We start from the raw sequence: 25741 nt of genomic DNA, 5'->3' as shown, positions 1-25741 counted from the left end.
AACCGGCGCTCCGTCTGGCCGCCGGGGGGATCGGAGGGCATATGGCCCATTGTATAGAACCGACCATACCCTAAATCTCATATCTCATGTACCGTATGGCAACCGCACAGCGGAGCGCAGTTCTTGGTGAACGAGAGGAAAGACCCATGACCCGTCAGCACCACCCGGCCGAGGTCCTCGGCCGGTACGCCCTGTCCCGGCGCAGCTTCATCCGGACGGCGGCACAGGCCGGCGTCGCCATGGGTCTGGCGTCCGCGGTGAGCGCCTGCGGCGGCTCAGGCGGCGGCAGCGGCGGCAGCGTCACGCTGCAGTTGTGGGACACCGACACCCGCCCGGAGCGCACGGCCAACCTCAAGAAGCTGATCTCGATGTTCGAGGCCAAGAATCCCGGCATCCGCATCAACTACCTGGGCCTGCCCACCGACCAGTACATGCAGAAGATCAACACCGCGATCGCCACGCGCTCCACACCCGACCTGCTCACCCCGAAGGCGTCCGACCTCGCGGCCCTGGTGGCCCAGAACGCGCTCGCCCCCCTGGACGAACGCCTGAAGAAGGCCGGCCTCGAACAGCACATCTCCGAGCAGATGCTCAAGTCCACCCGGGCCGCCGCCCCCGACGGCAAGCTCTACCTGACGCCCACCACCAGCCTCGCCGACGTGATCTACTATCGCGCCGACTGGTTCCAGGAGGCCGGGCTGAAGCCGCCGGCCACCTGGGCGGACTTCGACGCGGCCGCGAGCCGCCTCACCGACGCCTCCTCCGGCCGCTTCGGCTACACGCTGCGCGGCGGCAACGGCTTCTTCAGCCAGTTCGTGCAGATGGTCTATCCACGCGCGGGCGTGAGCACGTTCTTCCGCGAGGACGGGTCCTCCACGCTGGACGACCCCGCGGTCATCGCCGCCTGCGAGAAGTACGTGGCCCTGTTCGGCAAGCAGACCGCGCGCAGCGATCTGACCGCAGACTTCAAGACCATGGTGGCCCAGTTCGGCAACGGCGGCGCGGCCATGTTGAGCCACAGCATCGGCTCCTACCCCAACCACGTCGCCGCCCTGGGAGCCGAGAAGGTCGGCGCCGTCGCGCCCTTCCCCGGGCCGGACGGCCAGGTGCTGACCGGCTGGATGACGACCGGGTTCGCGATGTTCCAGGAGAGCGAGCACCAGGAGGAGGCCTGGAAGTTCCTCGCCTACACGATGGAGCCCGAGGGCAACAGCTTCTGGGCCCAGAAGTCCGGATACCTCCCGGGCAACAAGACGGTCGCGAAAGAGAAGTGGGTGACCGAGAACGCCGCCATGAAGGCCGCGCTGGACGCCGCCGCGAAGCCCGGCGTCGTGACCCTGGAACAGCCCTACTACCTGCCGGAATTCACCTCCATCACCGTCACCGACCTGCTTCCGGAGTGGCAGAAGGTGCTGCAGGGCAGCCTGACGCCCCGTGACTTCCTCACCGCCGCGGCCACGGCCCTGACCACGGCCAAGCGCAAGTACGACAAGGAGCACGGATGAGCTCCACGACCGCCGAACCGGTGCACCGCCCGGCCGGGTCCCGGGCCGGGCACGCGTACCTGCTGATCGCGCCGGCCGTCGTGCTGGTGCTGGTCTTCCTGCTCTATCCCGTGCTCAGCGTCTTCTGGGAGAGCCTGCGCCACCACAACCTCACCCGGCCCCTCGACGACGGGTTCGCCGGCCTGGACAACTACCGGGCACTGCTGGCCGACGAGCGGTTCTGGCGGAGCCTGCGCTTCACCGCCCAGTGGGTGTTCGTGGAGGTGGGGCTGCAGTTCGTGCTCGGCCTGGCGCTGGCGCTGGTGCTGAACCGCACCTTCGTGGGCCGCGGGCTGGCCCGCGCCCTGGCCTTCAGCCCATGGGCGGTGTCGGGCATCCTCACGACGACGATCTGGATCCTGCTCTACAACCCCACCACCGGGATCGGGCACTACCTGGCGTCCATGGGCATCGGCGAGTACGGGACCTCCCTGCTGTCGGATCCCGGCACGACCTTCTGGGCCCTGGTCATCGCCGAGCTGTGGAAGGGCATCCCGTTCTTCGCCATCCTCATCCTCGCCGACCTGCAGTCGGTCCCGCTGGAGCTGTACGAGGCCGCGAACGTCGACGGCGCCGGGCCGCTGCGCCGGTTCTCGTCGGTGACCTGGCCGCACATCCGCAGGGCCGTGGTCATCGCCACGCTGCTGCGGGCGGTGTGGGAGTTCAACAACGTCGACCTGCTGTACACGATGACCGCCGGCGGCCCGGCGGGTTCGACGACCACGCTGCCGCTCTACGTGGCCCAGACCGCCATCCACGACCAGGACTTCGGCTACGGCTCCGCGCTCACCGTCACGGCGTTCCTGCTGCTGACCTTCGCGTCCCTGGTCTACCTGCGCATCAGCTCCGGCGATTCCAAGGAGGGCAAGTGAGCCTCGCCACCCGCGACGACGTCGGGCGGGCCCCGGCGACACCACCGACCCGGGGGCACGCGACCGGCGCCCACGCGGCCCGCAAGCGGCGGCGCTCGGCCGGCGGCCGCCTGATGCTGTGGTTGCCGCTGACGTTGTTCCTGCTCTTCACGCTCGTCCCGTTGTACTGGATGGTGCTGTTCGCCTTCCGGCCGCCGGGTTCCACGGCCCTCGTGCCGTGGCCCATCACCCTGGAGAACTTCCGCAGGGTCTGGGAGGGCTCGGGCTTCGGCGTCTACTTCCGCAACAGCATCGTCGTCGCGGTCGCCAGCCTCCTCGTGTCGACGGTGATCGGCATGCTCGGCGGGTACGCGCTCGCCCGCCTCACCTTCCGCGGCAAGAACGTCTTCCTGGTCATCATGCTGTGCACGCAGTTCATCCCGGGCGCCATGATGCTCATCCCGCTCTTCCAGATCTTCAACGGGCTCTATCTGACGAACAGCCTGTGGAGCCTGATCATCGCCGACACCGTCTTCCACCTGCCGCTCTCCCTCGTCCTCATGGCGGGCTTCATCAGAAATGTGCCGGTCTCCCTGGAGGAGGCGGCTCAGGTGGACGGGTGCGGCCGGATCCAGGCGTTCTGCGCGGTCGTCCTGCCGCTGCTGAAGCCCGGGATCGTCGCCGTCGGGTCCTTCGCGTTCATCAGCGCGTGGAACAACTTCCTGTTCGCCATCATGTTCATCAGCTCGCAGGACCGGTTCACCGTGCCCGTCGGGCTGAGCTACCTGCTGGGGGAGTTCGGCACCGACTTCGGCGCTCTCGCCGCCGGGGGCCTGATCGCCGTGGCGCCCGTCGTCGTGCTCTTCGCGTACGTCCAGCGCTTCCTCATCCAGGGGTTGAGCGCCGGCGCGGTCAAGGGCTGACGCCGGTGTGCGGTTCGATGTGGGGAGCGCCCGGCCCGGCGGGCGAGTTGCCGTAAGCTGCGGCCCGATCGGTCGCAGGCATGCGGCCCGCCAGTGCGGGTAATGACCGCCACCGAGCGGAGGGTTGGGCGGCATGGGCTTGTGGACGAGGTTGAAGGGCCGGTTCGGGCGGCAGGGGCGGAAGCTGCGGGCCACGGCCTTGCGGCGCTTCGGCTGGACAGAGCTGCGCCCGGGCCAGCAGGAGGCGATGGAGCACTTACTCAAGGGCCGCGACGTGCTGCTCGTCATGCCGACCGGCGGCGGCAAGTCAGCGGTCTACCAGGTGCCCACGCTGCTGCTCGACGGCCCCGCGATCGTCGTCTCGCCGCTGATCGCGCTCCAGCGCGACCAGGTGACCCACCTGCTCAAGGCCGACGCGGGCGGCGCCGTGGCGGTGAACTCGACCTCCTCCGTAGCGGCCGGGCTGGAGAAGGTGACGGCCGGGGACGCGGCGTTCGTGTTCCTGTCCCCGGAACAGCTCGCCAAGGCCGACGTCGTCGAACGCCTCGCGCAGGCCGGGCCCTCGCTGATCGTCATCGACGAGGCCCATTGCGTCTCGTCCTGGGGCCACGACTTCCGGCCCGACTACCTGCGGCTCGGGAAGGTCATCGAGCGCCTGGGGCATCCGCCGGTGGTGGCGATGACCGCCACCGCCGCCCCGAACGTCCGCGAGGAGATCATCCGCTCGCTGGGGCTGACCGACCCGGTGGAGATCATCAGGGGGTTCGACCGCCCGAACATCTCGCTGGAGGTCCGCCGCTTCGTCTCCGCCCAGGACAAGCAGCGGGCGCTGGTCGAGCACGCCGCTTCCCTGAGCGGTCTCGGCCTGGTGTACGTCGCCACCCGCAAGGAGACCGAGCAGTACGCGGCCGCGCTGACGCGGAAGGGACGCCGGGCCGAGCCGTACCACGGCGGCATGCGGGCCACCGAACGCACCCGCGTGCACGAGCTGTTCACCAGGGGCGAGGTGGACACCGTCGTGGCGACGTCGGCGTTCGGCATGGGCATCGACCGGCCCGACGTGCGCTACGTGCTGCACGCCGAGCCGCCGGAGTCGCCCGACGCGTACTACCAGGAGATCGGCAGGGCGGGACGGGACGGCGCTCCGGCCTCGGCGGTGCTGTTCTACCGGCAGGAGGATCTGGGCCTGCGCCGGTTCTTCACCGGCGGGCGAGCCGACGCCGAGGCGCTGCTGCGCGTGGCGACCCTGGTCCGCGAGCACGCCGGCACGGTGCCCGCGGGCGAACTGGCCGCGCTGCTCAAGGTGAGCACGTCCAACCTCGACAGGCTCGTCAACCTGCTGGAACGCGCGGGCGCGCTCACCGTGACCCACACCGGCGACCTGCGGTACGCCTCCCGCACGCTGACGCCGGAGCAGGCCGCCGCGCGGGCGTCCGAGCTGGACGAGGCGCGACGACGCGTGGACGACTCGCGGATCGACATGATGCGCGGCTACGCGGAGACCAGGGGCTGCCGCCGCCGGTTCCTGCTCGCATACTTCGGCGAACCGTACACCGGAACCTGCGGCACCTGCGACACCTGCGAGAACGGCCCGGCACCCGGACCGGCGCCCGCCTCGGACGGCGGGGAGCTACCTGTGCAGGCGAGGGTGACGCACAAGATGTGGGGTGCGGGGACGGTCATGAGCCGCGAACATGACCGGATCACCGTGCTGTTCGACTCGGTCGGCTACAAGACGCTGTCGCTGGCCGCGGTGGGTGACGTCCTCCACCGCGGGTAGGTTCCGCACCGTCCCGTGGATCCGCTCGGCCATGGCCCGGGCGGCCCGGGAAAATGGTTGGACGGGACGATCCGCGCGCTGATAGGGTCCTGCGAACCGTGACACCGCACGAGGAGGTGAGACCCATGAACGCTGTATCGATGTGGGTGCTCCCCTCGTCGTCACGGTCGGGCGACTGACATAGATGTCGCCGGGAGCGCCTCGACAAGGCGATCCCGAAAGGCGACAACCTATGAATTCTGATGGTTTCCCGTCAGGCACCGGCGAGCATGCCGTAGCGATCAGCCGGGTGGCGGAGCGGCAATGGCACGCCGTCGAGGGCGACCGGGTGGTCGGCCGCGGCGACGTGTCACGCAGGCCCGACGGACGGATGTTCCTCAGCATCGACGCGTGGGTCGGCGAGGTCTTCGACCGGCTCGCCGACGCCATGCTGGCGGACCTGCCGAGGCCGCTGCACACGGTGGTCGACGAGGCCGACCTTGACCTGACGTCGCAGTGGGAGCGTGCCGGGTTCGCGATCCGACGCCGCGAGTGGGAGTACCTCGTGCCCACCGACCCGCGGATCACGGGTCTCGATTCGGCGCCACCACCGGAGGGCGTGACGATCGTGGCCGCGGGCAGGGTGGAAGAGGCCCCTCTGCGTACGTTGGACCGCGCGATTCGCGACGAGGTCGAGGCCACCGTCGGCTGGCAGGAGATGCCCGCCGAGGTGGTGCCCGGCCCGATCGTGCTGGATCCGTCGAAGTACGCGGTGGCCGCCCGGCCCGATCAGTACGTGGGCCTGGTCCGGCTGGCAGCGGTGACCAGGCGGCCCCGGATCGGGCTGGTCGCGGTCCGGTCCGACCGGCGGCGCCGCGGCATCGCCCGGGCGCTGCTCGCCCACGTCCTGGGTGCCCTGCACCACAGCGGCACCGAAGCGGCCTCGGCCGAAGTGAACGAGTCCAACCGGGCGGCCATGGCGCTGTTCGAGGGCGTCGGGGCCCGGCATACGAGCAGCAATCTGGAATTGGTGCTCCGCTGAGACGGCACTGCGGCTCGCGTCAACGGCATTCGTAATGAAGAGGTGAGAGAACGATGGCAAGATCACCAGACGGTATCGAAATAGAGGGCACGGTCATCGAGTGCATGCGTAACGCCACCTTCAGGGTGGAGCTCGAGAACGGGCACAAGGTACTGGCACACATCAGCGGGAAGATACGGAAGAACTACATCAAGATCTTGCCGTACGACCGGGTGCTCGTGGAGCTCAGCCCGTACGACCTGACCCGCGGCCGGATCCTGTACCGCTACAGGACGTAGTCACCGCCCGGGGCAGCGGATATCGGCGGGCGGCCGCGCTCACGCGCGTCGGCCGCCCGCCGTCATGCCCCGCCATCGCTTCACGGCCAGGGCCGCGATCTCCTGCGCAGGATCTGAGCCGCGTTCAGGCATCGCGGGCGCAGCGGTCACTCCGGCCAGGTGCGGCTTCTTCGGGGTGCAGGAGCAGGACGCTGCCGTCGCCGTTCGCAGCGATGATCAGGGAGCCGTCCGCCGTGGCCGCGATCCCGGCGAACGGCCGCGGCATTCCGGGCAGGCCGGGCGGGATGAACAGGCCGGGTTCCGGGCCGGTCAGGCCGGCCGCGGCCGCGACCGGAAGCGAGCCGGCTTCGACCTCCACCTCGCCGGTGGCGAGGTCGATGGCGAGCAGGCGGCGGTGGGCGGTCTCGACGACGTACATGGTGCCGTCGTGGACGGTGATGCCCTGCGGGGTGCCGAGCCCGTCGGCGAGCAGCACGGGCACGCCGTGCTCGACGCGGTAGACCGCGGCGAGCTGCTCGTCGCTGACGTAGCAGCGCCGGCCGGCGTCGACGGCCACGTCGACCGGGCGGCCGAGGCCCTCGGCCAGCACGCTGACCTGGTCGTCGTGGTCGATGGCGACGATGCGGCCGGCGCCGGATTCGGCGACCAGCAGGGTGCCGTCGGCGCGCACGGCGATGCCCAGCGGCCGGTTCAGGCCGTCGGCCCGGGTGCGTACCGTGCCGGAGCGGCGGTCGTAGGTGCGTACGTGCCCGTACTGGGAGGTGGTGTGGAGCAGGTCGCCGTCGGCGGCGATGCCGTGCACGAAGGTCAGCTGCTCGGTGGTGGTGACGTCTTCGTCCGGCCGGTCGGCGGGCTGGGTGAGGCGGTAGTGGTCGGCCACGTGGACGCCGCCGCCGAGATCGATGGTCACCCCGAAGGGGCCGCCGAGGCCGCGGGGCACGATCTGGCGGGTACGTCCGTCGGCCGCGAGCTCGGCGACGCCGCCATGCGCGTAGCTGGAGACGAACATCCGGTTGTCGGCGTCGAAGGCGGCGTTGTCCAGGGCGTTGAGCTCGCTGACGATTTCCGACCGGTCGCCGGTGCCGGCCAGGTCGACGCGCGTGACGATCCCGCTCGCCCCGCGGGCGAGCACCAGCAGGGCGCCGGCGCGGTCGAAGCGCACGGCAACCGGATCCGGGACGTCCGCGGCCACCAGCTCCGGCTCGCCGCCGTCGAGCGGGATGCGGAACACCTCGCCGGTGAGCATGTGCGGGTAGTAGAGCTGCCCGTCCGGGCCGAGCTGCATCGCGTTGCCCATGGCGAGGCCCGCCGTGAGCACCGTGGGTTCGCCGCCGGCCGGGGACAGCTCCAGCAGACGTCCACCCGGGATCATCTCGTTGGCGAACACCCTGGTTCCGACGCAGGCGATGCCGTTGGGCGCGGTGATCTCGCCGGTGACGAGCGTGAAGTCCCCGGTTGGGCCCCGCCGCCACACCCGGCCCGGGACCAGGTCGGTCACGTACATCGCGCCGTCGCTGTCGAAGGCGAGGTCGTCGGGGGAGTGCAGCGGCCCGTCCGGTGGCACGACCACATCGACGTCGCCGGTGGCCAGGTCGACGGCGCTGATCTGACCGGCGAGGAACTGGGCCACGTACAGGCGCCCGTCGGGTCCGAAGGCCATGCCGTTGGACCCCCACAGCGGACTCGCCCGGACCAGCAGCTCGGCCTTGCGGCGGTTCATCGGTTGCCCGCCAGGATCTCGTCCATGCCGCCCTCGGTACGCCATCGGCGCAGCAGGTCGTGGAAGGCGACCGGACCGGGCCCGTACGTCTGGCTGGCCCGGCGGGGCTTGCCCTCGTTGTTGTAGTAGCCGGGAGTGCACTCGGCCTGGAACCGGCTGTGGTCCGGCGCCAGCTCCCGGATGGTGGCGACCCACGCGTCCTCGGCGTCCTTGGTCGGCTCGACCACACCGAGGCCACGCCGGCGGGCCTCGGCGACCACGGCGCCGATGTGGGTGGCCTGCTCCTGCAGGATGTGCACGAAGTTGACCGCGGAGGCGTTCTGCAGCGGGCCCAGGTGGAACAGGTTCGGGAAGCCGTGGCCGTAGAAGCCGTGCAGCGTGCGGGGGCCCTGCCGCCAGGTGCCGAGCAGGGGCGCGCCGTCCCGGCCGTACACCGGCAGGGCGCCGGAGAGGATGCCGGAGACGCCGACCTCGAAGCCGGTGGCGAAGATGACGCAGTCGACCTCGTACTCGTGCTCGCCGACCACGACCGCCGATTCGGTCATCGCGGTGACGCCGCCGTGGTCGGCGGTGTCGACCAGGGTGACGTTGGGCCGGTTGAACGTCTGCAGGTAGTGGTCGCTGAAGGTGGGCCGCTTGCACATATAGCGGTACCAGGGCTTGAGCAGCTCCGCGGTGGCCGGGTCGTCGACGATCTCGTCGACGCGGGCGCGGATCTGGTTCATCTTCTGGAAGTCGGCGATCTCGTCGAGGTACTCGCGTTGCTCGGGTGACAGGTCGGTGTCGACGGTGCCGGCCATCAGGTGGCGTTGCAGCCGTGCGGTGCTGGTCCAGCCGTCGTTGATCAGGTCCTGTCCGGCGGGCCCGCCGGTGACGACGGTGAGGAAGTTCGCCATCCGTTCCCGCTGCCAGCCGGGCTTGAGCGAGGCGGCCCAGGCCGGGTCGGTGGGGCGGTTGTCGCGCACGTCGACCGACGAGGGGGTGCGCTGGAAGACGTACAGGTGCTGCGAGTCCCGCCCCAGGTGCGGGATGACCTGGATCCCGGTGGCGCCGGTGCCCACGACCGCGACCCGCTTGTCGGCGAGCTGGTGCAGGCCGCCGCTCTGGTCGCCGCCGGTGTAGCCGTAGTCCCAGCGGCTGGTGTGGAAGGTGTGCCCGCGGAACGTCTCGATGCCGGGGATGCCGGGCAGCTTCGGCTGGGTCAGGGTGCCGGAGGACATGACGACGTAGCGGGTACGGAAGTCGTCGCCGCGGTCGGTGCGCACCTGCCACTCGGCCGCGGCGTCGTCCCAGCGCAGCTCCGTGACGCGGGTGTGGAACAGCGTGTCGCGGTACAGGTCGTAGAGTTCGGCGATCGCGACGGCGTGCCGGCGGATCTCCTCGCCGGGCGCGTACCGCATGGTGGGCAGGTAACCGACCTCTTCGAGCAGCGGCAGGTAGACTGATGATTCGATGTCGCAGTGGATGCCCGGGTAGCGGTTCCAGTACCAGGTGCCGCCGAAGTCGCCGGCCTCGTCGAGCATCCGGATGCCGTCCACGCCGGCCTCGCGGAGCCTGGCGCCGGTGAGCAGCCCGCCGAAGCCGCCACCCACCACCAGCGCCTCGACTTTGTCACGGACCGGTTCCCGCTCGGCGCGTTCGGTGTACGGGTCGGCGGCATAGTAGCCGAACTCGCCACGGGCGCCCTGGTACTGGGCGTTGCCGTCGGGCCGCAACCGGCGGTCGCGTTCGTGGCGGTACCTGGCGCGTAGCACGTCCGGGTCGAAGCCCAGGTCCGCGACTGTGAGGCGGGCAGGCGGCGTCGGAGAGTGTTCCATGGATGCCCTTCCGATTCGGGTGATCAGGTGGGGAGCGGGTGAAGCTCAGTTCGGCGGCGTGCTCAAAGGCGTTCTCGTTGCGATCGGCGGCAGGCAGGCTGCGCTCCTGGCCGTACGAATGAGCGAGCGGCCGGTGGCTAGTCGGTCCCGCTTGGCGCGGTTGACCAGCAGCATGCCCGATCATTTTGGCGTGGGCGCTCATGTACGCGGCGAACTCGGCCCGAGCGGCGTCCTTCTTCTCAGAGGTGAACTCGGCCAGGCTGACCAGCATGTCGGACCAGTACGCGAACTTGCCAGCGGGTCAGCACTGGTCGGCCGGATCGGCGCCACCGGGCAGCCCTCGCGCGGCTCCAGTTCCGGTGCCTGCTGGAAGGTCTCAGTCAGCTCGTGCTTCTTTCTCGGCATCGAGTCAGGCCGCCGACCAGCCGCCGCCCACCGGCACGATCGCGCCGCCGCCCTGCCTCAGCAAGTGCGGCAGCAGCAGCGGTGCGATGAGCGCTCTCTTCGTTGACATCACAGACCGCGACGCGAGCGCCGGCCTTGGCGAAGGCGACCGCCGGGCCGATGCCGGAGCCCGCGCCGGTGACCAGGCAGATCTTGCTGTCGAAAGCGCTCAACGTCCTCTCCTGTCAGGAGCGAGTATCACAACCGGACAATGCTGTCCGGTAACAATGTAGCCCGTCTGACTGATCATTGTCGAATGCGGGGCATGCTGATGTTGAGCATGCGGACGCTGGTGTCCGGTTGGTGGTGTGAGAGCCATGTCCGTGGCACGTCCGGCGGGCAAGGGGCGCCGCGTCGCCGCTCGCAATCGCGCGGCACTGATCGTGGCGGCCCGCGAAGTGTCCGCGAACGTCGGCTACGACGCGCCGCTCAGCCTGCTCGCTCGCACTGCGGGAGTCGGCTCCGACCCGGTCCGGATGGCGGAAGGCATGTCGGCACACTCGGCCCGCAGGCGGTCCGGCACGAGAACGACAGCCTGCCGACCCAGATGATCGCCGATCTAGAAGCCCGGCCCACCGAACCGGCGGCAGGCAGACCAGGGCCGTCTTCGCGCCATGACGGCCATCCTGCGGACGCACCACAACCCAACCGGCGAATATCAGCCGTAATCGTCGATCTCGCCGTAGAGGGCAACCGGTCTCTTGTAGTGAACGGCCCAGATCTGGTTGCCGTAGTCGAAATGCCACCACTCCTCGGCGTCACGCCGACCGGTGGGTGCTCACCCAGGCACGGCGGTCTGTTCGCGCTCGCCCGATGCCCGTCGTGCGCTGATCGTCATCACCGCGAGGCCGGCCAGGACGATGGCGGCGCCGGCGTACAGGGGAGCGGTGTAGCCGAGGCCGGCGCTGATGGCCAGGCCGCCGAGCCAGGCGCCCAGCGCGTTGCCGACGTTGGAGGCCGAGACGTTGGCGCTGGCGGCGAGCGGGACGCCGTCCGCGTAGTCGGTGACGCGGGTGATCATGCCGGGGACGGCGGCGAACCCGAACAGGCCCAGCAGGAAGACCAGGACCACCGACGCGGCGGGGCTGCCGGCCAGCAGGCCGAACGCGATGAGCGTGGCGGCGAGGCCGGCCAGGGACGCGATCAGCGTGCGGTCCCGGTTGCGGTCCGCGGCCCGCCCGCCGGCCAGGTTCCCGATCACCAGGCCGGTGCCGTACACGACGAGCAGCCAGGCCACGTCGGCGCTGGAGAAGCCGGTGACCTGGGTGAAGGTGTAGGCGATGTAGCTGAACGCGCCGAACATGCCGCCGTAACCGAGCGCGGTGGCCGCCAGCGTCAGCCAGACCTGCGCGGAGCGGAACGCGCGGAGCTGGACGCGCAGCCCGTTCAGGCCGGAAGCCGCCGAGGGATGCGTACGGTCCACCGCGCCGGCCCAGCCCGGCACCAGCGCCGCGATGGCGAGCAGGGCGATCACGCCGATCACGGTGATCGCCCAGAACGTGGCGCGCCAGCCCCAGCGTTCGCCGACCAGCGCGCCGAACGGCACGCCCAGGACGTTGGCGAGGGTCAGCCCGGCGAACATCACCGCCACCGCCCTCGACGCCCGCTCCGGCGGCACCATGCGCCGGGCGACGAGCGAGCCGATGCCGAAGAACGAACCGTGACACAGGGCGGCGACGACGCGGCCGAGCAGCATCACCGGATAGTCGGACGCGACGGCGGACAGGAGGTTGCCGGCGACGAAGAGCGCCACCAGCCCGATGAGGACCGACTTGCGGGACAGCCCGCTGGTGGCGGCGGTCACCACGATCGCGCCGACGGCGACGCTCAGCGCGTATCCGGAGATCAGCCACCCCGCCGCGGCCTCGGACACGGCCAGGCTCAGGCTCACCTGGGGGAGCAGGCCCGCGATCACGAACTCGGTCAGGCCGATCCCGAAGCTGCCGAGGGTCAGCGCGATGAGCCCGGCGGGCATCCGCCGGCTGCCGTTCGCCGGAATCGTCACGAGAGTATCATCCTGGTTGCGATCTTACTCACCCGCCACGTAGCCAGGCGACCTGCTCGGCGGACAGGTGAATCTCGCCGGCCCTGAAGCCGGCTCTCGACCCCTCCAGCGTCTTCGGCCCGTACAGGGCGAACGTCGGGAAAGGCTGGTGCGGGACGTAGCCCATGGCGATCGCCGAGGGTGAGACGCCATGGTCGCGGGCCAGCTTTTCGGCTCGCTGCTTCCGCTCGAAGTTCTCCGGCCCGTAGAAGCACCGCACCAGCGTCGCGTCCGTACGGTCCGAAGGATCGGCTCGGGTGAAGAAGTTACGGGACCGGGCCGACCACGCGTCGAGGTGCCCTGCACGGTCGGCGCGGACGGCGCGACGCCGACGGCCATCGGACCGATGCCGCCGCAACTCGCGGCGCTCTGCCGGACCTTCCTCAACGTGACCGAGCTGACCGTACGTGCCGTGCTGTCGGGCAGCCGGGACCACGTCCGGCACGGGGCCATGCTCGACCCGAACACCTCGGCGACGCCGCCGATGCCCGAGATCGCCGCGCTCTGCGACGAGCTGCTCGCGGCGCACGAGCACCTGCTGCCCGGCTCCCTCCGCCTCCCTCCGCTGAGAGCGTTCGCCGGCGGAGGCCTGCGGCTTCAGGCGCCCGCCGGTCCGCTGTAGTCGGTGACGGCATAAACCTGCAGGAGTCTCTCGACTCCGCGCAGGAAGGTCTCGCAGATCAGCACCGGGTCGAACAGGCAGCCGGCGGCCATGGCGCCGTCGCGCATCATCACGAAGTGGCGGGCGGCGGGCTCGGCGCCGGTCTCCTGGATCCTGGCCAGCAGCTCCGTGACGGTTTCCAGGAACCATTGGCGGTGGGCGAGCACGGCCTTGTGCACCGGGGACTCGGGGTCGGGATACTCGGCGGCGGCGTTGAGGAAGGCGCATCCCCGGAAGCCGGGGGACCGGATGCCTTGGGCGATGGACTCGCTGAGGGCCTGGATGGTGCCGTCGGCCGGTAGTCCGGCGGCGACGGCCTCGTCGGCCTGACCTCGCATGGCCCGGTCGACCTCGTTCAGGTAGGCGAGGACGAGGTCTTCCTTGCCGGGGAAGTGCCGGTAGAGGGTGGCCCGCGTCACCTGCGCCTCGGCGACGATGCGATCGATGCCGACGGCGTGGATGCCCTCCGCGTAGAAGAGCCGGGTGGCCGTGTTGAGCAGCCGGGACCGCGCTTCGGACGGTCGGCCTTCGGATTGGCTGGGCATACGGCCATCTTAGTGGGTAGAACGTTCGGTCTTGACTTTCTGCGCCGCAGGTTGCCATGCTGTGCCGAGACAGAACGTTCGGTCTAGCTAGGCACGAGCGAGGCGGCGGCCTGGCAGGACCCCCCACCGGACGAGAAGGCCGGCCACGGGCCGCTCCCCACATCGCTCATCCACCGAAAGGATCATCATGAGCACGATCGCTGCTTCGCCCGGTTTTTCCGGGACCGCGTCCGCTTTGCGGCGGCTGTACTTCGTCCGGTTCGCGTTCGCCATCGTCTGGGCCCTCGCGATGTTCACGACCGCCTCGAACCTGGGTCCGCTCGCGGTCACCCTGCTCGTGCTCTACCCGCTGTTCGACGTGGCCGCCGCCGTCGTCGACGCCCGCGCGTCGCGCGCCACCGGCTCACCTGCCCTGCTGTACGTGAACATCGCGGTCAGCCTGATCACCGCCGTCGGCGTGGCCGTCGCCTGCGCGTCCGGTATCCCGGCCGTGCTGCGCGTGTGGGGCGCCTGGGCGGTCGTGGCCGGGCTGGTCCAGCTGATCGTGGGCGTCACCCGCCGCAAGATGGGCGGCCAGTGGCCGATGATCATCAGCGGCGGCATCTCCGTACTCGCCGGTGCGTCCTTCATCCTCGGCGCCTCCGCAGCCAGCCCGACGCTGACCAACGCCGCCGGCTACGCCATCCCCGGCGGTATCTTCTTCCTCATCTCGGCCTTCCGTCTCGGCCGCGCCGCGAAGGGAAACTGACCTGGACGGCAACACGTACGACGTCGTCGTCATGTGCTGCCGCCGGCCACGCCGTCCACTTCAGGACGGCAACTCCCAGGCGCCGTACAGCGCGTGGTGAGCGCTCGTGGTGAAGGCCCAATAGCGCTCGCCGTAGGACCAATGCCACCACTCGGTCGGGTAGTTGACGAAGCCGATGGAGGTCATGGCGGTGCCCAGGATGTGCCGGTTCGCCGTGGCCTCCGCGGAGATGGCGGTCGAGGCGGTGTAGCAGGCCTCGCCGTCCTCCGGCGGGGTGGCGTTGACCGGCGTGCCCATCGGCAGCTCGTCGCCGTTGGAGGTGCACAGGGTCAGGTCGACCGCGCCGCCGGTGACGTGGGGGGCCACGTCGGGCGGGGAGACGTATCTGCTGGCCTCGACGCGAACGCGGTTCTCGTCCCAGTCGGGGTGCGCGGCGCGGTGACGGGTGACCGATGAGTCGAAGTACTGCTGCTGCAGTCCCACCCGGCGGTACCCCTCGGTGATCAGCAGGCGCAGCTCGCGGGGCAACCGGGTCTGCGCGGCCACCAGCCGGTCGGCCACGCTCAGCCGTACGTGCGCGTAGGCCCCCTCGCGGTCGGCCAGCCTCGGATCGACGCGGATGGCCTCCACGGTGCGCAGGTCCACGAGCGGTTCCCCGCACTCCTTGACGGAAACCGCGGCGATCCGCGGGTCGGACAGGAGCACGATCTTCGGCATGGAAGCCCTCCGTTGTGAACCATGGACACGCCACATGAGGCGTGCCGTCGCCATGGTTCACGAGCGGGATCCAAGACCGCTGTAATCCCCCTGAAACGGTTTTTACTGCGACATCTCCTCGTACTCGCGGGCGCCGTGCAGCCGGAACACCTCCAGCGCCTCGGCCCGGGTCGTACGGGCGGTGGCGTCATCGCCGAGGGCCTCGTGGACCAGCGCCAGGTCCCGCAGGGTACGGGCCCGGAACAGGCCCAGGCGCAGCGCCTCCCACAGCCGCACGGACTCCTCCAGATCAGCCTTGGCCTGGTAGAGGCGACCCTCGGCCAGGTTGAGCTCGCCGAGTGTACGCAGGGTGCAGGCCTCGCCCCAGCGGTCGTGCAGGGTCCGGGTGACGCCGAGCGCCTCCTCCAGCAGCCGCCGGGCCTGCTCGTGCCCGCCGAGCCGGAGCCTGACCTTGGCCAGCGAACGGGAGCAGTAGGCCACCATGAGCCGGTCGCCGAGCTGCCGGAAGATCTCCAGCGCCTGCTCGCACACCTTCTCGGCCAGGTCGTACTCGCCTCTGGCGCGGTGGTGCAGCGACATGTTGCGCAGGGTCAGCCCGGCGCCGCGCTGGCTGCCGGCCTCCTGGTAGAGGGTCAGCGCCGTGGTGAAGTCGGTCCAGGCGGCGGCGTAGTCGCCGCGTTCGAGGCGTACCGTGCCGGTCAGCCGTTTGACGTGGGCGATGGCGGCGGTGTCGGCCAGGCGCTCCCAGAGCGGTTCGGCCTCGCCGAGGAAGTGCAGCGCCTCGGCCAGGTAGCCCTGTTCGCGGCACGCCGCGCCGAGGGCGGCCAGGGTGGAGGCCTCCCCCCGTACGTCCGCGGCCTCGCGGAACAGTGAAAGCGCCTGGCTGAGGTACTGGCGGGACTCGGCGTAGAAGTCCCGCTCGTAGTAGAGCTGCCCCAGGCCCGCCAGCAGGCTCGCCTCGCCGAGCACGTTGCCGGTGCGGCGCGCCGCGGCCAGCGCCGCCTCGTGGGTGCGGTGCCAGGAGGTGAACGGGTCGTCGACGACGTACTGGCTGCTCCCGAGGGCCACCAGGGACAGCGCGGAGGCGAGGTCGACGGCCAGTTGGTCGAGGTCCATCGAGGCGGCCAGCTCGACGGCGGCGATCAGCGACTCCTCCTCGCTCCGGAACCAGCCCCGCGGGTCGGCCAGCGCCGGGTGGGCCGCCTCATCCCCGACCGGGTGCGGCAGCCCAGGGGTGACGCGCATGGGTACGGCTCCGGTCGGGACGACCTTGCTGACCTGCTCGACCAGCCACAGCCAGCCGCCCAGCACCCTTCTGGTCATCGCCGTCAGCTCCTCGGCCCCTTCCTCGGCCCGGGCGCGCTCGCCGGCGAACAGCCTGACCAGGTCGTGGAGCCGGTAACGGGCCTGCCCGGTCTCGTCGGGGTCCACCTCGTCGACCAGCGAGGTGTCCACGAGCTGCTCCAGCAGCTGGTCGGCCTCGCGCGGGCCGATGTCCACGGCGGTCGCGGCCACCCAGAGGGGGAAGCTCGGCAGCCCGAGCAGGCCCAGCCGGCGCAGCGCCCGCTTCTCCTGGGCGGAGAGCATGTCGTAGCTGAGGGCGATGCTGGCGCGTACCTCCAGGTCGCCGGCGGCCAGCTCGTCGAGCCGGTGCTGCTCGTCGGCGAGCCGGTCGGCCAGCCGCTGAGCCGACCAGCGGCGCCGCGAGGCCAGGCGCGCGCCCGCGACCCTCAGCGCGAGCGGCAGGCCCCCGCACTGGCCGACGATGCGCGCCGCCGCCTCCGGGTCGCCGGTGATCCGCTCCTCGCCCGCGATGCGGATGAGCAGGTCGATGCCCGCTTCGGGTGGCAGCATGCCGAGGTCGACGAGCATGGCGCCGGACAGCCCGGCGAGCCGGTTCCTGGAGGTGACGATCACCGCGCAGCCCTCGCTGCCCGGCAGCAGCGGGCGTACCTGAGCCTCCGAGGCGGCGTCGTCCAGCACGATCAGCCGGCGCCGGTCGGCCAGCAGCGTCCGGTAGCGGCTGGCGCGCTCCTCCAGCGTGAGCGGGAGCGGCGCGCCGGTGGGCTCAAGCTCGCGCAGCAGCCGCCCGAGCACCTCCTCGGCACCGGCCGGCGTGCCTGTGGTGCCGCGCAGCTCGACGTGGAGCTGCCCGTCGGGATAGTGGTGCGCGATCTCGTGTGCCGTACGCAGTGCCAGGGCGGACTTCCCGACGCCGCCCTGGCCGGAGATGACGCAGATCGGGGTGGCGCCGGAGCCGGTGAGATGGTCACGCAGCGCCAGGATCTCCTTCTCGCGCCCGGTGAAGTCGGGCACGGGGGAGGGCAGCTGGCGCGGCATGCGGGGCGCGGCCTTGACCGGCCTGGCCAGCGCGGGGTCCGAACGCAGGATGGCCTCCTGCGCCTGGCGCAGCTCGGGCCCGGGCTCGACGCCCATCTCCTCGATCAGCACCCGGCGGCCCTTCTGGAAGACGGCCAGCGCGTCGGCCTGCCTGCCCACGCGGTACAGGGCCACCATGAGGTCGCGGCGCAGCCGCTCGCGCGTCGGGTGCAGCGCGACCAGCTCGGCCAGCTCGTCGATGAGCCGCTCGTCCTGCCCGGCCGCGAGGTCCGCGGCGATCCGCTCCTCGGTGACCGCCAGTCTCAGCTCTTCCAGCCGTACGGCTTCCGCGCGCAGGTAGGCGCCGCCGATCCCGCCCAGGGCCTCGCCGCGCCAGAGCCGCAGAGCCGTACGGAAGGTTTCGGCCGCCTCCTCGTGCCGCCCCTGCTGGGAGGACTGCCTGCCCTGGGTGACGAGCCGCTGGAAGAGGTCCCGGTCCAGGACGTCCGGGGGGATCTCGGCCAGGTAGCCGAGCCGGTGGGAGACGATGACGTCGGGCAGCCCCGCGCCGGTGAAGGCTCTTCGCAGCGAGGCGACGTAGGTCTGCAGCACGCCGCGGGCGGTCGTCGGCGGATCGTCCTCCCAGATCGCCTCGATCAGCCTGTCGACCGTGACGAGGCGGCCCGCCTCCAGCAGGAGCGCGGCCAGCAGCGACTGCGGCTTGGCGCCCCCGAGGAGCACCTGCCGTCCCCCGGTCCACACTTCCACCGGTCCCAGGAGCCGTAACTCCATGTGAATCTCCCAGGTTTCGTGCCCGCACCGATCATGCCAGTACGGACCGGTACAGCGCTATTGCAGTCCATTTGGAGAGACCCCGACCAGTCTCAGTTCTCGTCAAGCAACGCAAGCGAGAGGGACGTCATGAAGAACTCGATGGCCAAGCGCGCCACCACCTGCCTGCTGTCGGCGACGATCTCGGTGGTCGGGCTGCAGGCGGCCGTCGCCGCCCCGGCCTCCGCGGCGAGCCGGGACACGATCGTCTCGGTCGCGCAGGCGGAAGCCGGCAAGGCGGCCCGCAACAAGGAGAACCCCATGGGTAGCGGGTGCAATTACTACACAGGGGTCTTCCGCACGTGGAAGTCGGCCTCCGGCTGCGGTTCGGGGGACGGCGTGCAGTTCCGCAACAGCGACTGGTGCGCCGACTTCTCCAAGTACGTCTGGAAGACCGCCGGGGTGCGCTACGCGGACGTGGCCGAGACCAGCGGGGGCATCCTGACCGGCTGGGCCTCCTCCTTCAAGGACTACGGGACCACGTACGGCACCTGGCACGCCCGCTCCAGCGGTTACACCCCTCAGCCCGGGGACGCGCTGGTGTTCGACTGGGACCAGAGCGGGGACATCGACCACGTCGGCATCGTCACCTCGTCCAACGCGAGCACCGTCTACACGATCGAGGGCAACAGCGGCGACGCGATCAAGGCCCACAGCTACTCGCGATCGGACATCGACATCGTCGGTTACTCCTCACCGGTCGGCATCGACGGCGGTTCGCCGAACCTCGGCGTCCTGGAGTTCTACCTGTCCGACAGCCAGAGCTCGAACGTGGCCACCCGCCCGGTCATCGCGTACGGCAACAGTCCCATGGTCCCGATCCGTGGTGACTGGGACGGTGATGGCAAGGACACGGTCAGCAGCTTCGACCCGACCACGGCCACCTTCTACCTGTCCAACACCCCGGAAACCGGAGCGGCCTCCTACACCTTCCGTTACGGCGACGCCGGTGCCGCCCCGCTGGTCGGTGACTGGGACGGTGACGGTAAGGACAACGTCGGGGTCCGTATGGGCAACACCTTCTACATGCGCACCAGCCCCGTCACCAGTGGCACCGAAACGACGACCTCCGTCGCCTACGGTGACGCCGACATGGTCCCGCTGGTCGGTGACTGGGACGGTGACGGCAAGGACACCGTCAGCGCCTACAGCGCCACGAATGCCACGTTCTACCTGTCCAACACTCCTCAGACCGGAGCGGCCGCCTACACCTTCCGTTACGGCGACGCCGGTGCCGCCCCGCTGGTCGGTGACTGGGACGGTGATGGCAAGGACAACGTCGGGGTCCGCATGAACGGCACCTTCTACATGCGTACCAGCCCTGTCACCAGCGCCACCGAGACCACCACCTCCATCGGCTACGGCGACCCCTCCGACCTGCCCCTCATCGGCGACTGGGACGGCAACCACATTGACTCCCAGGGCATCGTCCGCTGACCAACCCCCCGACACGGGGGCGGACAGGAATCCCGCCCCCGTTGGAACCGGAGAAATCTCATGATCAGATCCATGCGGGCCGTCCGTGTCATGGCCGGAGTGGCCGCGTTCGTATCGGTGATCGCCCTGGGGGTGCAGCCGGCGCAGGCCGCCGTCCCGGCGGGATACACGGTCGGCGGCACCGACGTCTCCAACCACGCCGGAACGATCGACTGGGCGCAGACGGCGGCCAAGGGCGTCAAGTTCGGCTGGGCGAAGGCCACTGAGGGCCTCGACTTCGTCGATGCGACGTACAACGCCAACTACCACAATGCCAAGGCCAACGGCGTCTACATCGGGGCCTACGCCTTCGGCCGCCCGGACAAGGGCGTGAACACCGGAAAGGCCCAGGCGGACTGGCTGATCTCCCATGCCCAGTACGTCAACGACGGCAAGACCCTCCCCCTGCAGCTCGACATCGAGTGGCCCTGGTGGACCACGTCCGCCCCGATGTATCCCTGCTACGGGTTGTCGACCACTCAGATGGTGACCTGGATTCGCGACTTCGTGAACGAGGTCAAGGCGCAGACCGGCCGGGAAGCGGCCATCTACACCAATCCCAACTGGTGGAACCAGTGCACGGGGAGCAACAAGTCGTTCTCGGCCAACCCTCTGGAGACCTCCAACTACAGCGGGTCCCCCGGGGCGTTGCCCGCGGGCTGGTCACGCTTCACCGCCTGGCAGTACGCCGGCTCCTCCAGCACCCTTCCGGGCTCGCCGACGGTGTTCAACGGCAGCCTGGCCGACCTGGCCGCCTTCGCCGGTTCGCCGAGTCTCGGTGTCCTGGAGTTCTACCTGTCCGACAGCCAGAGCTCGAACGTGGCCACCCGCCCGGTCATCGCGTACGGCAACAGTCCCATGGTCCCGATCCGTGGTGACTGGGACGGTGATGGCAAGGACACGGTCAGCAGCTTCGACCCGACCACGGCCACCTTCTACCTGTCCAACACCCCCGAGACCGGAGCGGCCTCCTACACCTTCCGTTACGGCGATGCCGGTGCCGCCCCGCTGGTCGGTGATTGGGACGGTGACGGTAAGGACAACGTCGGGGTCCGTATGGGCAACACCTTCTACATGCGCACCAGCCCCGTCACCAGTGGCACCGAAACGACGACCTCCGTCGCCTACGGTGACGCCGACATGGTCCCGCTGGTCGGTGACTGGGACGGTGACGGCAAGGACACCGTCAGCGCCTACAGCGCCACGAATGCCACGTTCTACCTGTCCAACACTCCTCAGACCGGAGCGGCCGCCTACACCTTCCGTTACGGCGACGCCGGTGCCGCCCCGCTGGTCGGTGACTGGGACGGCGACGGTAAGGACAACGTCGGGGTCCGCATGAACGGCACCTTCTACATGCGTACCAGCCCCGTCACCAGCGCCACCGAGACCACCACCTCCATCGGCTACGGCGACCCCTCCGACCTGCCCCTCATCGGCGACTGGGACGGCAACCACATCGACTCCCAGGGCATCGTCCGCTAACGGGTAGCCGGTGATCCGGATAGCGCGTGGGGCGTGCCGCCAGCAGGCGGCACGCCCCGCCGCCGTGAGCGGAGACGTAAATCCGTGGTGTGGGCGGCGCGTGCCGTACTACAGTCGGACACGCCTTCACCTCGCGGCTGCTGAACCACGAGGCCCACGGCGACGGCCCCGATCCGTCGCCCTCTCCGGCGCGCTTTCGACCGCGCCCGTTCTTGCATCGCTTTCAGCAGCCCGAAGGACTTCACCATCATGCGCACCCGTCAGGACCGCCGTCTCATGCGCCGAGACGAGCAGTGGCTCACCCTCCCGAACCCTTGGGACGTCCCCGTCGACATCTGCGCCGACGAACGTGTGCCTCTCGAACCGGCCGCCGTCGACGAAGTGCTGTCCGTCCTGGAGACCGCCGACACCCTCGCCCGCCTCGCCGAGGCCGTACCCGGCCACGACGGCCCGCAGCCCCGCCTGATCCGCCTCGTCCTCACCCCCGACTTCCACAAGGGCGCGGGCATCCCGATCGGCACGGTCATCGAGACCGAGGGCGCGCTGCTCCCGCAGGCAGTCGGCAACGACGTCAACTGCGGCATGCGACTGGAGGTCACCTCACTCACCGTGGAGCAGGTACGGCCGCGCCTGGACGCCCTGGAACGGCGGCTGCGGCACCTGTTCTTCGAGGGCAGCCGCCGCATCGCCCTCACCCCCGCCCAGCGGGAGGCACTCCTGCGCGACGGACTCCCGGGGCTCTTGCTCACCGGCGACGCCCCCTGGCAGGGCCACCAGCCGACCGACACCGAGGACTGCCTGGACCGCATGCACGCTCCGGCGTACCCGACCGGCACCGCCGAGGCGTTCGCCGACTGGATCACCAGCGCGGGCGGCACCGAGGCCGCCAGCCACGACAGCCTCATCGGCAGCATCGGCGGCGGCAACCACTTCGCCGAACTGCAGTACGTGGCACGGATCCACGATCCCGCCGCCGCGTACGCGTGGGGCCTGACAGCGGGCGCGGTCGTCCTGATGGTGCACAGTGGCTCACTGGCGCTGGGACACCAGGCCAACGCCACGGCGCTGGACCGGCTGCGTCAGACCTGGCCGCCGGGGTTGTCGCGACCCCGCAACCAGATCCTGCCGTTCCTGCTGAACGAGCGCACGGCCGCCGCCCGGCGCCGCTACCTGGACGCGTTCGGCAACGCCGCCAACTTCGCCTCAGGCAACCGGTTCTTCCTCGCCCTCACCATGCGGGCCGGGCTCGCCGCCGAATGCGGCCGGATGACGGCGCGGCTGGTCTACGACGCGCCGCACAACCTGTTCTGGCAGGAGGAGGACCGCGTCATCCACCGCAAAGGGGCGACGCCGGCGGGTGGTCACGAGCAGATGACCGGCGGCCCGTACGCGATGTGGGGCGAGCCCGTGATCGTGCCCGGGTCGATGGGAGCGTCCAGCTACCTGCTGCGGGGCCACGGCAACGCCCGCACGCTGGCCAGCGCCTGCCACGGCGCCGGACGGCGCGTCCCGCGCGGCGCCACCGCACGGGGCGGCGACCATGATCTCGACGCGTTCCTGCGGGAGTTCCGCGTGGTCACGCCGCTGGACCACCGCGATCCGACCGTGGCGCGCCGCGCGGACGTGATGGCGGCCTGGCGGCGCGACCTCAAGCAGGAAGCTCCGTGGGCGTACAAGGACATCGGACCCGTGGTGTCGAGCCTGCACGCGGGAGGTGTGGCGGACCCGGTGGCCGAGCTGCGCCCGCTCCTCACCGTCAAGGGCTGACCGCCTTCCCCGCGCACGGCACAGGCACCTCGACGACCCGGGTTGCCGACGTCCGGATAGGGTTCGTGCGTGCGCCACGGTGAGCTCGTCGGACGGGACGAGGAACGATTGCGGCTCGTGGCGCTGCTGGGCGACGAGGCCGGCCCGGTCCTGGTGCTCTGGGGTGAGGCCGGCCTCGGCAAGACGGCGTTGCTGGACGGGCTGGCAGCGGCGGCCGCCGGGTTCCGAGTGGTGCGCGGCGCCGGGGCGGAGGCGGAGCGGGACCTGGCGTACGCCGGGCTGCATCAGCTGATCTCCCCGCTGCTGCCGGACTCGGCCGGCTTGGATCCCGGGCACCGGGCGGCGATCGACGCGGCCTTCACCGGGACCACCGGTGCCGCGCCGCAGGTGATGGCGCTCGGCATCGCCGTACTGGACCTGCTCACGCTCGTGTCGGCGGCCACGCCGTTGCTGCTGGTCGTCGATGACGGGCAATGGCTGGACGCGCCGAGCGCGCAGGTGCTCGCGTTCACCGCGCGGCGCCTCGCGGGTACCGCGGTGCGCGTGGCGATCGCGGTGCGCGCGGAGGTGCCGTCACCGTTCGACGGGGCCGGGCTGCCGGAGCTGGTTCTGGAGCCGCTGACCGAGCACGCCGCCGCCGAGTTGCTCGACCTGCGGCAAGCCGGGCTCGACCCGTACCGCCGGAATCTGATCTTGCGGACCGCGGCCGGGAATCCGCTGGCGCTGCTCGAATTGCCCCGATCCACGTTGCTGGACTCCGGCACGATGACGCTGTCGCGGCGGCTGGAGCAGGTCTACGGCGGGCGGCTGCGCGAGCTGCCCAAGCAGGAGCGCGGCGAGCTGCTGCGGGCGGCGCTGGACGGCGCGGGTGCCGGATCGGCCCGCAGGGTCGGTGCGGTCCGGTACCGGATGCGCGGCGTCGGCCGGGCGGTCGAGGCGGGCCTGCTGGCCCCGGACCCGGCCGGCGGGGAGCCGGTGTTCCGGCATCCTCTCGTGCGGTCGGCCGTCGTCCAGGCCGCGACGCCGAACGAGCGCCGCGCCGCCCACGCCGACCTCGCCCGGCTGCACCGCGACAGCCCGGAACGGCGGGCCGTGCACCTGGCCGCCGCCACCGTCGACCCGGACGACGACGTCGCGGCGGCCCTCGAAGTGGCGGCTGTCTCGGCGACCAGGCGCGGCGGCGCCGCGATCGCGATCACCTGGCTGACCCGTGCCGCGGAACTGAGCCGCCGCTCCGCCGACCGGTCCCGGCTGCTGGCCGACGCGGCGTTCGTCGCCGGGCAGGCCGGCTTGCTCGACACGGCGCAGGGCCTGGCCGAGGACGCCGCGGTGGACGGCCCGGCGGCGGTGATCACCGCCGGATTCGTGGCGCTGTACCGCGACGGCGATGTCGCCGCGAATCACCGGCGGATCTCGGCACTGCTCGAGTCCGGGATCGACGACGCCCGGCTGACCGAACGCGCGCTGAGCCTGCTGCTGGCGATCAGCCAGTTCGCCGTCGACCCGGTCCGCTGGGCGCGCACCGACGCGCTTTTCGACCGGTTCGGTGACGGGGTCAGCCCGTCGACGGCGATCGTGCGGGACACGTGGGGTGACGTCGTGAACCGCGGCCACGGTGTGCCGGAGCGGATCGCCGAGGTGCTCGCCGGGCCGGCCGCCGTCGCGCCGTGGCATGCGATGCGGCTGATGGTCTCCGCGTTCTACCTGGGAGTGCTGGGCGAACATCGGGCGTTGCTGCGGCGCATGGTCGACAGGGAGGCGGAGTCCGGCGCGGTCACCAGCGTGATGACCCTGCTCCAGGTGGTGATGCTCGATCAGATCGCCACCGGTGCGTGGGCGGAGGCCGAGCAGACCGGCCGCCGCGGCCTGGACCTCACCACCGAGCACGGGTACGGGCTGTTCGCCCAGGCGTTCCGGGCATTCCTCGGGCTGCTGGCGGCGTACCGAGGCGACCTGGCCCGGGCCCGCGAGCTGCAGGCGGCCGTGGACGCCTGGGGGCGGCCGCGCGGGGTGGGGTTCCTGACCGAGTACGCGGAGGCGATCGGCGCCGCCGCCGCGCTCAGCGAGGGTGAGTACGAGACCGCGTACGCCTACGCTGCCGGGATCACCACCCCTGGCGGGTTCACCCGGTACTCGCAGCAGGCCACCCGTACCCTGCTCGACCTGGTCGAGGCCGCCACGCACACGGGCCGGCACGCCGCCGCCCGCGCGCACGCCGAAGCCGCCCGGGACGCGGGCCTGCCGGCACTCTCCCCACGCCTGGCGCTGCTCACCGCAGGGGCGCTGGCGATCACCGCGCCGCAGGAGGAGGCCGGTGCGCTGTTCGCCGCCGCGGTCGCACACCCCGCGGGCGCGGCGTTCCCGTTCGAGCTGGCCCGCATCCGGCTGGCGTACGGCGTGTGGCTGCGGCGCGCCCGCGAGCTGGTCCTGGCCCGCCAGGCGCTGAGCGAGGCGCTCGGCGCGTTCGACCGGCTCGGCGCCGTGACCTGGGCCGAGCGGGCCCGCACCGAACTGCGCGCGGCCGGCAAACCGACCCGGGCCCACCGCGACGCGGTGGCCACGCTGACCCCGCACGAACGGCAGATCGCCGAGCTGGCCGCCACCGGGCTGAGCAACCGGGAGATCGGGGCGCGGCTGTTCCTGTCTCCGCGTACGGTCGGCGCGCACCTGTACAAGATCTTCCCGAAGCTCGGCATCACCTCCCGCGCCTCTCTGCGCGACGCGCTGCGGATGGACACGACTTAGGTCATCTGACAGATCAGCGGGCACC

At 70.9% G+C, this 25741-nt stretch carries 20 protein-coding genes; 12 read left to right on the top strand and 8 right to left on the bottom strand.

Going from position 1 to position 25741, the window contains the following annotated elements; genetic code table 11:
• Window positions 1–146: 146 nt before the first annotated feature.
• From AB0J87_RS33840 to infA, 6 genes are all read left to right on the top strand, one after another.
• On the top strand, window positions 147–1505 hold the full coding sequence (locus AB0J87_RS33840) for a sugar ABC transporter substrate-binding protein (RefSeq protein WP_363971738.1): 1359 nt from the start codon (window positions 147–149) through the stop codon (window positions 1503–1505).
• A complete protein-coding gene (locus AB0J87_RS33835; RefSeq protein WP_363971736.1) occupies window positions 1502–2416 on the top strand; it encodes a sugar ABC transporter permease in 915 nt (304 codons plus the stop codon). The genes AB0J87_RS33840 and AB0J87_RS33835 overlap by 4 nt, the downstream gene beginning before the upstream one ends.
• Window positions 2413–3318: a carbohydrate ABC transporter permease gene (locus AB0J87_RS33830; RefSeq protein ID WP_363971734.1), complete on the top strand. Its 906-nt coding sequence runs from the start codon at window positions 2413–2415 to the stop codon at window positions 3316–3318. Before AB0J87_RS33835 ends, AB0J87_RS33830 begins: the two co-directional genes overlap by 4 nt.
• A 133-nt stretch (window positions 3319–3451) precedes the next feature.
• Window positions 3452–5098 carry a RecQ family ATP-dependent DNA helicase gene (locus AB0J87_RS33825; RefSeq protein WP_363971732.1) on the top strand — a complete coding sequence of 549 codons (1647 nt, stop codon included), beginning with the start codon at window positions 3452–3454 and terminating at the stop codon, window positions 5096–5098.
• Window positions 5099–5330: 232 nt separating this feature from the next.
• Window positions 5331–6119 carry a GNAT family N-acetyltransferase gene (locus AB0J87_RS33820; protein WP_363971730.1) on the top strand — a complete coding sequence of 263 codons (789 nt, stop codon included), beginning with the start codon at window positions 5331–5333 and terminating at the stop codon, window positions 6117–6119.
• Between the two features lie 53 nt (window positions 6120–6172).
• A complete protein-coding gene (gene infA / locus AB0J87_RS33815) occupies window positions 6173–6397 on the top strand; it encodes a translation initiation factor IF-1 (RefSeq protein WP_350734166.1) in 225 nt (74 codons plus the stop codon).
• A 124-nt stretch (window positions 6398–6521) separates the two neighbouring features.
• Here the strand turns inward: infA and AB0J87_RS33810 are convergent, their stop codons facing one another.
• The 5 genes from AB0J87_RS33810 to AB0J87_RS33790 form a co-directional block, all read right to left on the bottom strand.
• Window positions 6522–8117 (bottom strand): hypothetical protein, encoded by a 1596-nt coding sequence (locus AB0J87_RS33810; RefSeq protein ID WP_363971728.1) that lies wholly within the window; start codon window positions 8115–8117, stop codon window positions 6522–6524.
• Window positions 8114–9934 carry an NAD(P)/FAD-dependent oxidoreductase gene (locus AB0J87_RS33805; protein WP_363971726.1) on the bottom strand — a complete coding sequence of 607 codons (1821 nt, stop codon included), beginning with the start codon at window positions 9932–9934 and terminating at the stop codon, window positions 8114–8116. The genes AB0J87_RS33810 and AB0J87_RS33805 overlap by 4 nt, the downstream gene beginning before the upstream one ends.
• 380 nt (window positions 9935–10314) lie before the next feature.
• Window positions 10315–10551: an SDR family NAD(P)-dependent oxidoreductase gene (locus tag AB0J87_RS33800; RefSeq protein ID WP_363971724.1), complete on the bottom strand. Its 237-nt coding sequence runs from the start codon at window positions 10549–10551 to the stop codon at window positions 10315–10317.
• A 605-nt stretch (window positions 10552–11156) separates the two neighbouring features.
• Window positions 11157–12383, bottom strand: a complete 1227-nt coding sequence (locus AB0J87_RS33795; RefSeq protein WP_363971722.1) for an MFS transporter — start codon at window positions 12381–12383, stop codon at window positions 11157–11159.
• 28 nt (window positions 12384–12411) lie between these two features.
• Window positions 12412–12780 carry an aldo/keto reductase gene (locus AB0J87_RS33790; protein WP_363971720.1) on the bottom strand — a complete coding sequence of 123 codons (369 nt, stop codon included), beginning with the start codon at window positions 12778–12780 and terminating at the stop codon, window positions 12412–12414.
• Here AB0J87_RS33790 and AB0J87_RS33785 point away from each other — a divergent pair.
• A complete protein-coding gene (locus tag AB0J87_RS33785) occupies window positions 12718–13044 on the top strand; it encodes a hypothetical protein (RefSeq protein ID WP_363971718.1) in 327 nt (108 codons plus the stop codon). The two genes, AB0J87_RS33790 and AB0J87_RS33785, sit on opposite strands and share 63 nt — an antisense overlap.
• Here the strand turns inward: AB0J87_RS33785 and AB0J87_RS33780 are convergent.
• Entirely contained in the window at window positions 13020–13628 is a 609-nt protein-coding gene (locus tag AB0J87_RS33780; protein ID WP_363971716.1) for a TetR/AcrR family transcriptional regulator, read from the bottom strand. The two genes, AB0J87_RS33785 and AB0J87_RS33780, sit on opposite strands and share 25 nt — an antisense overlap.
• 187 nt (window positions 13629–13815) lie before the next feature.
• Here AB0J87_RS33780 and AB0J87_RS33775 point away from each other — a divergent pair, with 187 nt between their 5' ends.
• Window positions 13816–14376 carry a hypothetical protein gene (locus tag AB0J87_RS33775; protein WP_363971714.1) on the top strand — a complete coding sequence of 187 codons (561 nt, stop codon included), beginning with the start codon at window positions 13816–13818 and terminating at the stop codon, window positions 14374–14376.
• Window positions 14377–14436: 60 nt separating this feature from the next.
• Here AB0J87_RS33775 and AB0J87_RS33770 read toward each other — a convergent pair whose 3' ends face one another.
• Both AB0J87_RS33770 and AB0J87_RS33765 read right to left on the bottom strand, forming a co-directional pair.
• Window positions 14437–15093 carry a M15 family metallopeptidase gene (locus tag AB0J87_RS33770; protein ID WP_363971712.1) on the bottom strand — a complete coding sequence of 219 codons (657 nt, stop codon included), beginning with the start codon at window positions 15091–15093 and terminating at the stop codon, window positions 14437–14439.
• Between the two features lie 102 nt (window positions 15094–15195).
• Window positions 15196–18204: a BTAD domain-containing putative transcriptional regulator gene (locus tag AB0J87_RS33765; RefSeq protein ID WP_363971710.1), complete on the bottom strand. Its 3009-nt coding sequence runs from the start codon at window positions 18202–18204 to the stop codon at window positions 15196–15198.
• Between the two features lie 129 nt (window positions 18205–18333).
• Here AB0J87_RS33765 and AB0J87_RS33760 point away from each other — a divergent pair, with 129 nt between their 5' ends.
• From AB0J87_RS33760 to AB0J87_RS33745, 4 genes are all read left to right on the top strand, one after another.
• Window positions 18334–19680: a CHAP domain-containing protein gene (locus AB0J87_RS33760; protein ID WP_363971708.1), complete on the top strand. Its 1347-nt coding sequence runs from the start codon at window positions 18334–18336 to the stop codon at window positions 19678–19680.
• Window positions 19681–19752: 72 nt separating this feature from the next.
• Window positions 19753–21204 (top strand): GH25 family lysozyme, encoded by a 1452-nt coding sequence (locus AB0J87_RS33755; protein WP_363971706.1) that lies wholly within the window; start codon window positions 19753–19755, stop codon window positions 21202–21204.
• Window positions 21205–21453: 249 nt separating this feature from the next.
• Window positions 21454–22971, top strand: coding sequence for an RtcB family protein (locus AB0J87_RS33750; protein WP_363971704.1), 1518 nt, complete (start codon window positions 21454–21456; stop codon window positions 22969–22971).
• A gap of 69 nt (window positions 22972–23040) precedes the next feature.
• Window positions 23041–25716: an AAA family ATPase gene (locus tag AB0J87_RS33745; RefSeq protein ID WP_363971702.1), complete on the top strand. Its 2676-nt coding sequence runs from the start codon at window positions 23041–23043 to the stop codon at window positions 25714–25716.
• The last annotated feature ends 25 nt before the right edge of the window (window positions 25717–25741 follow it).

It is taken from the genome of Nonomuraea sp. NPDC049625, from assembly GCF_040675285.1.
Lineage (GTDB): Bacteria > Actinomycetota > Actinomycetes > Streptosporangiales > Streptosporangiaceae > Nonomuraea > Nonomuraea angiospora_A.
This window is presented reverse-complemented; position numbering and strand designations above follow the sequence as displayed.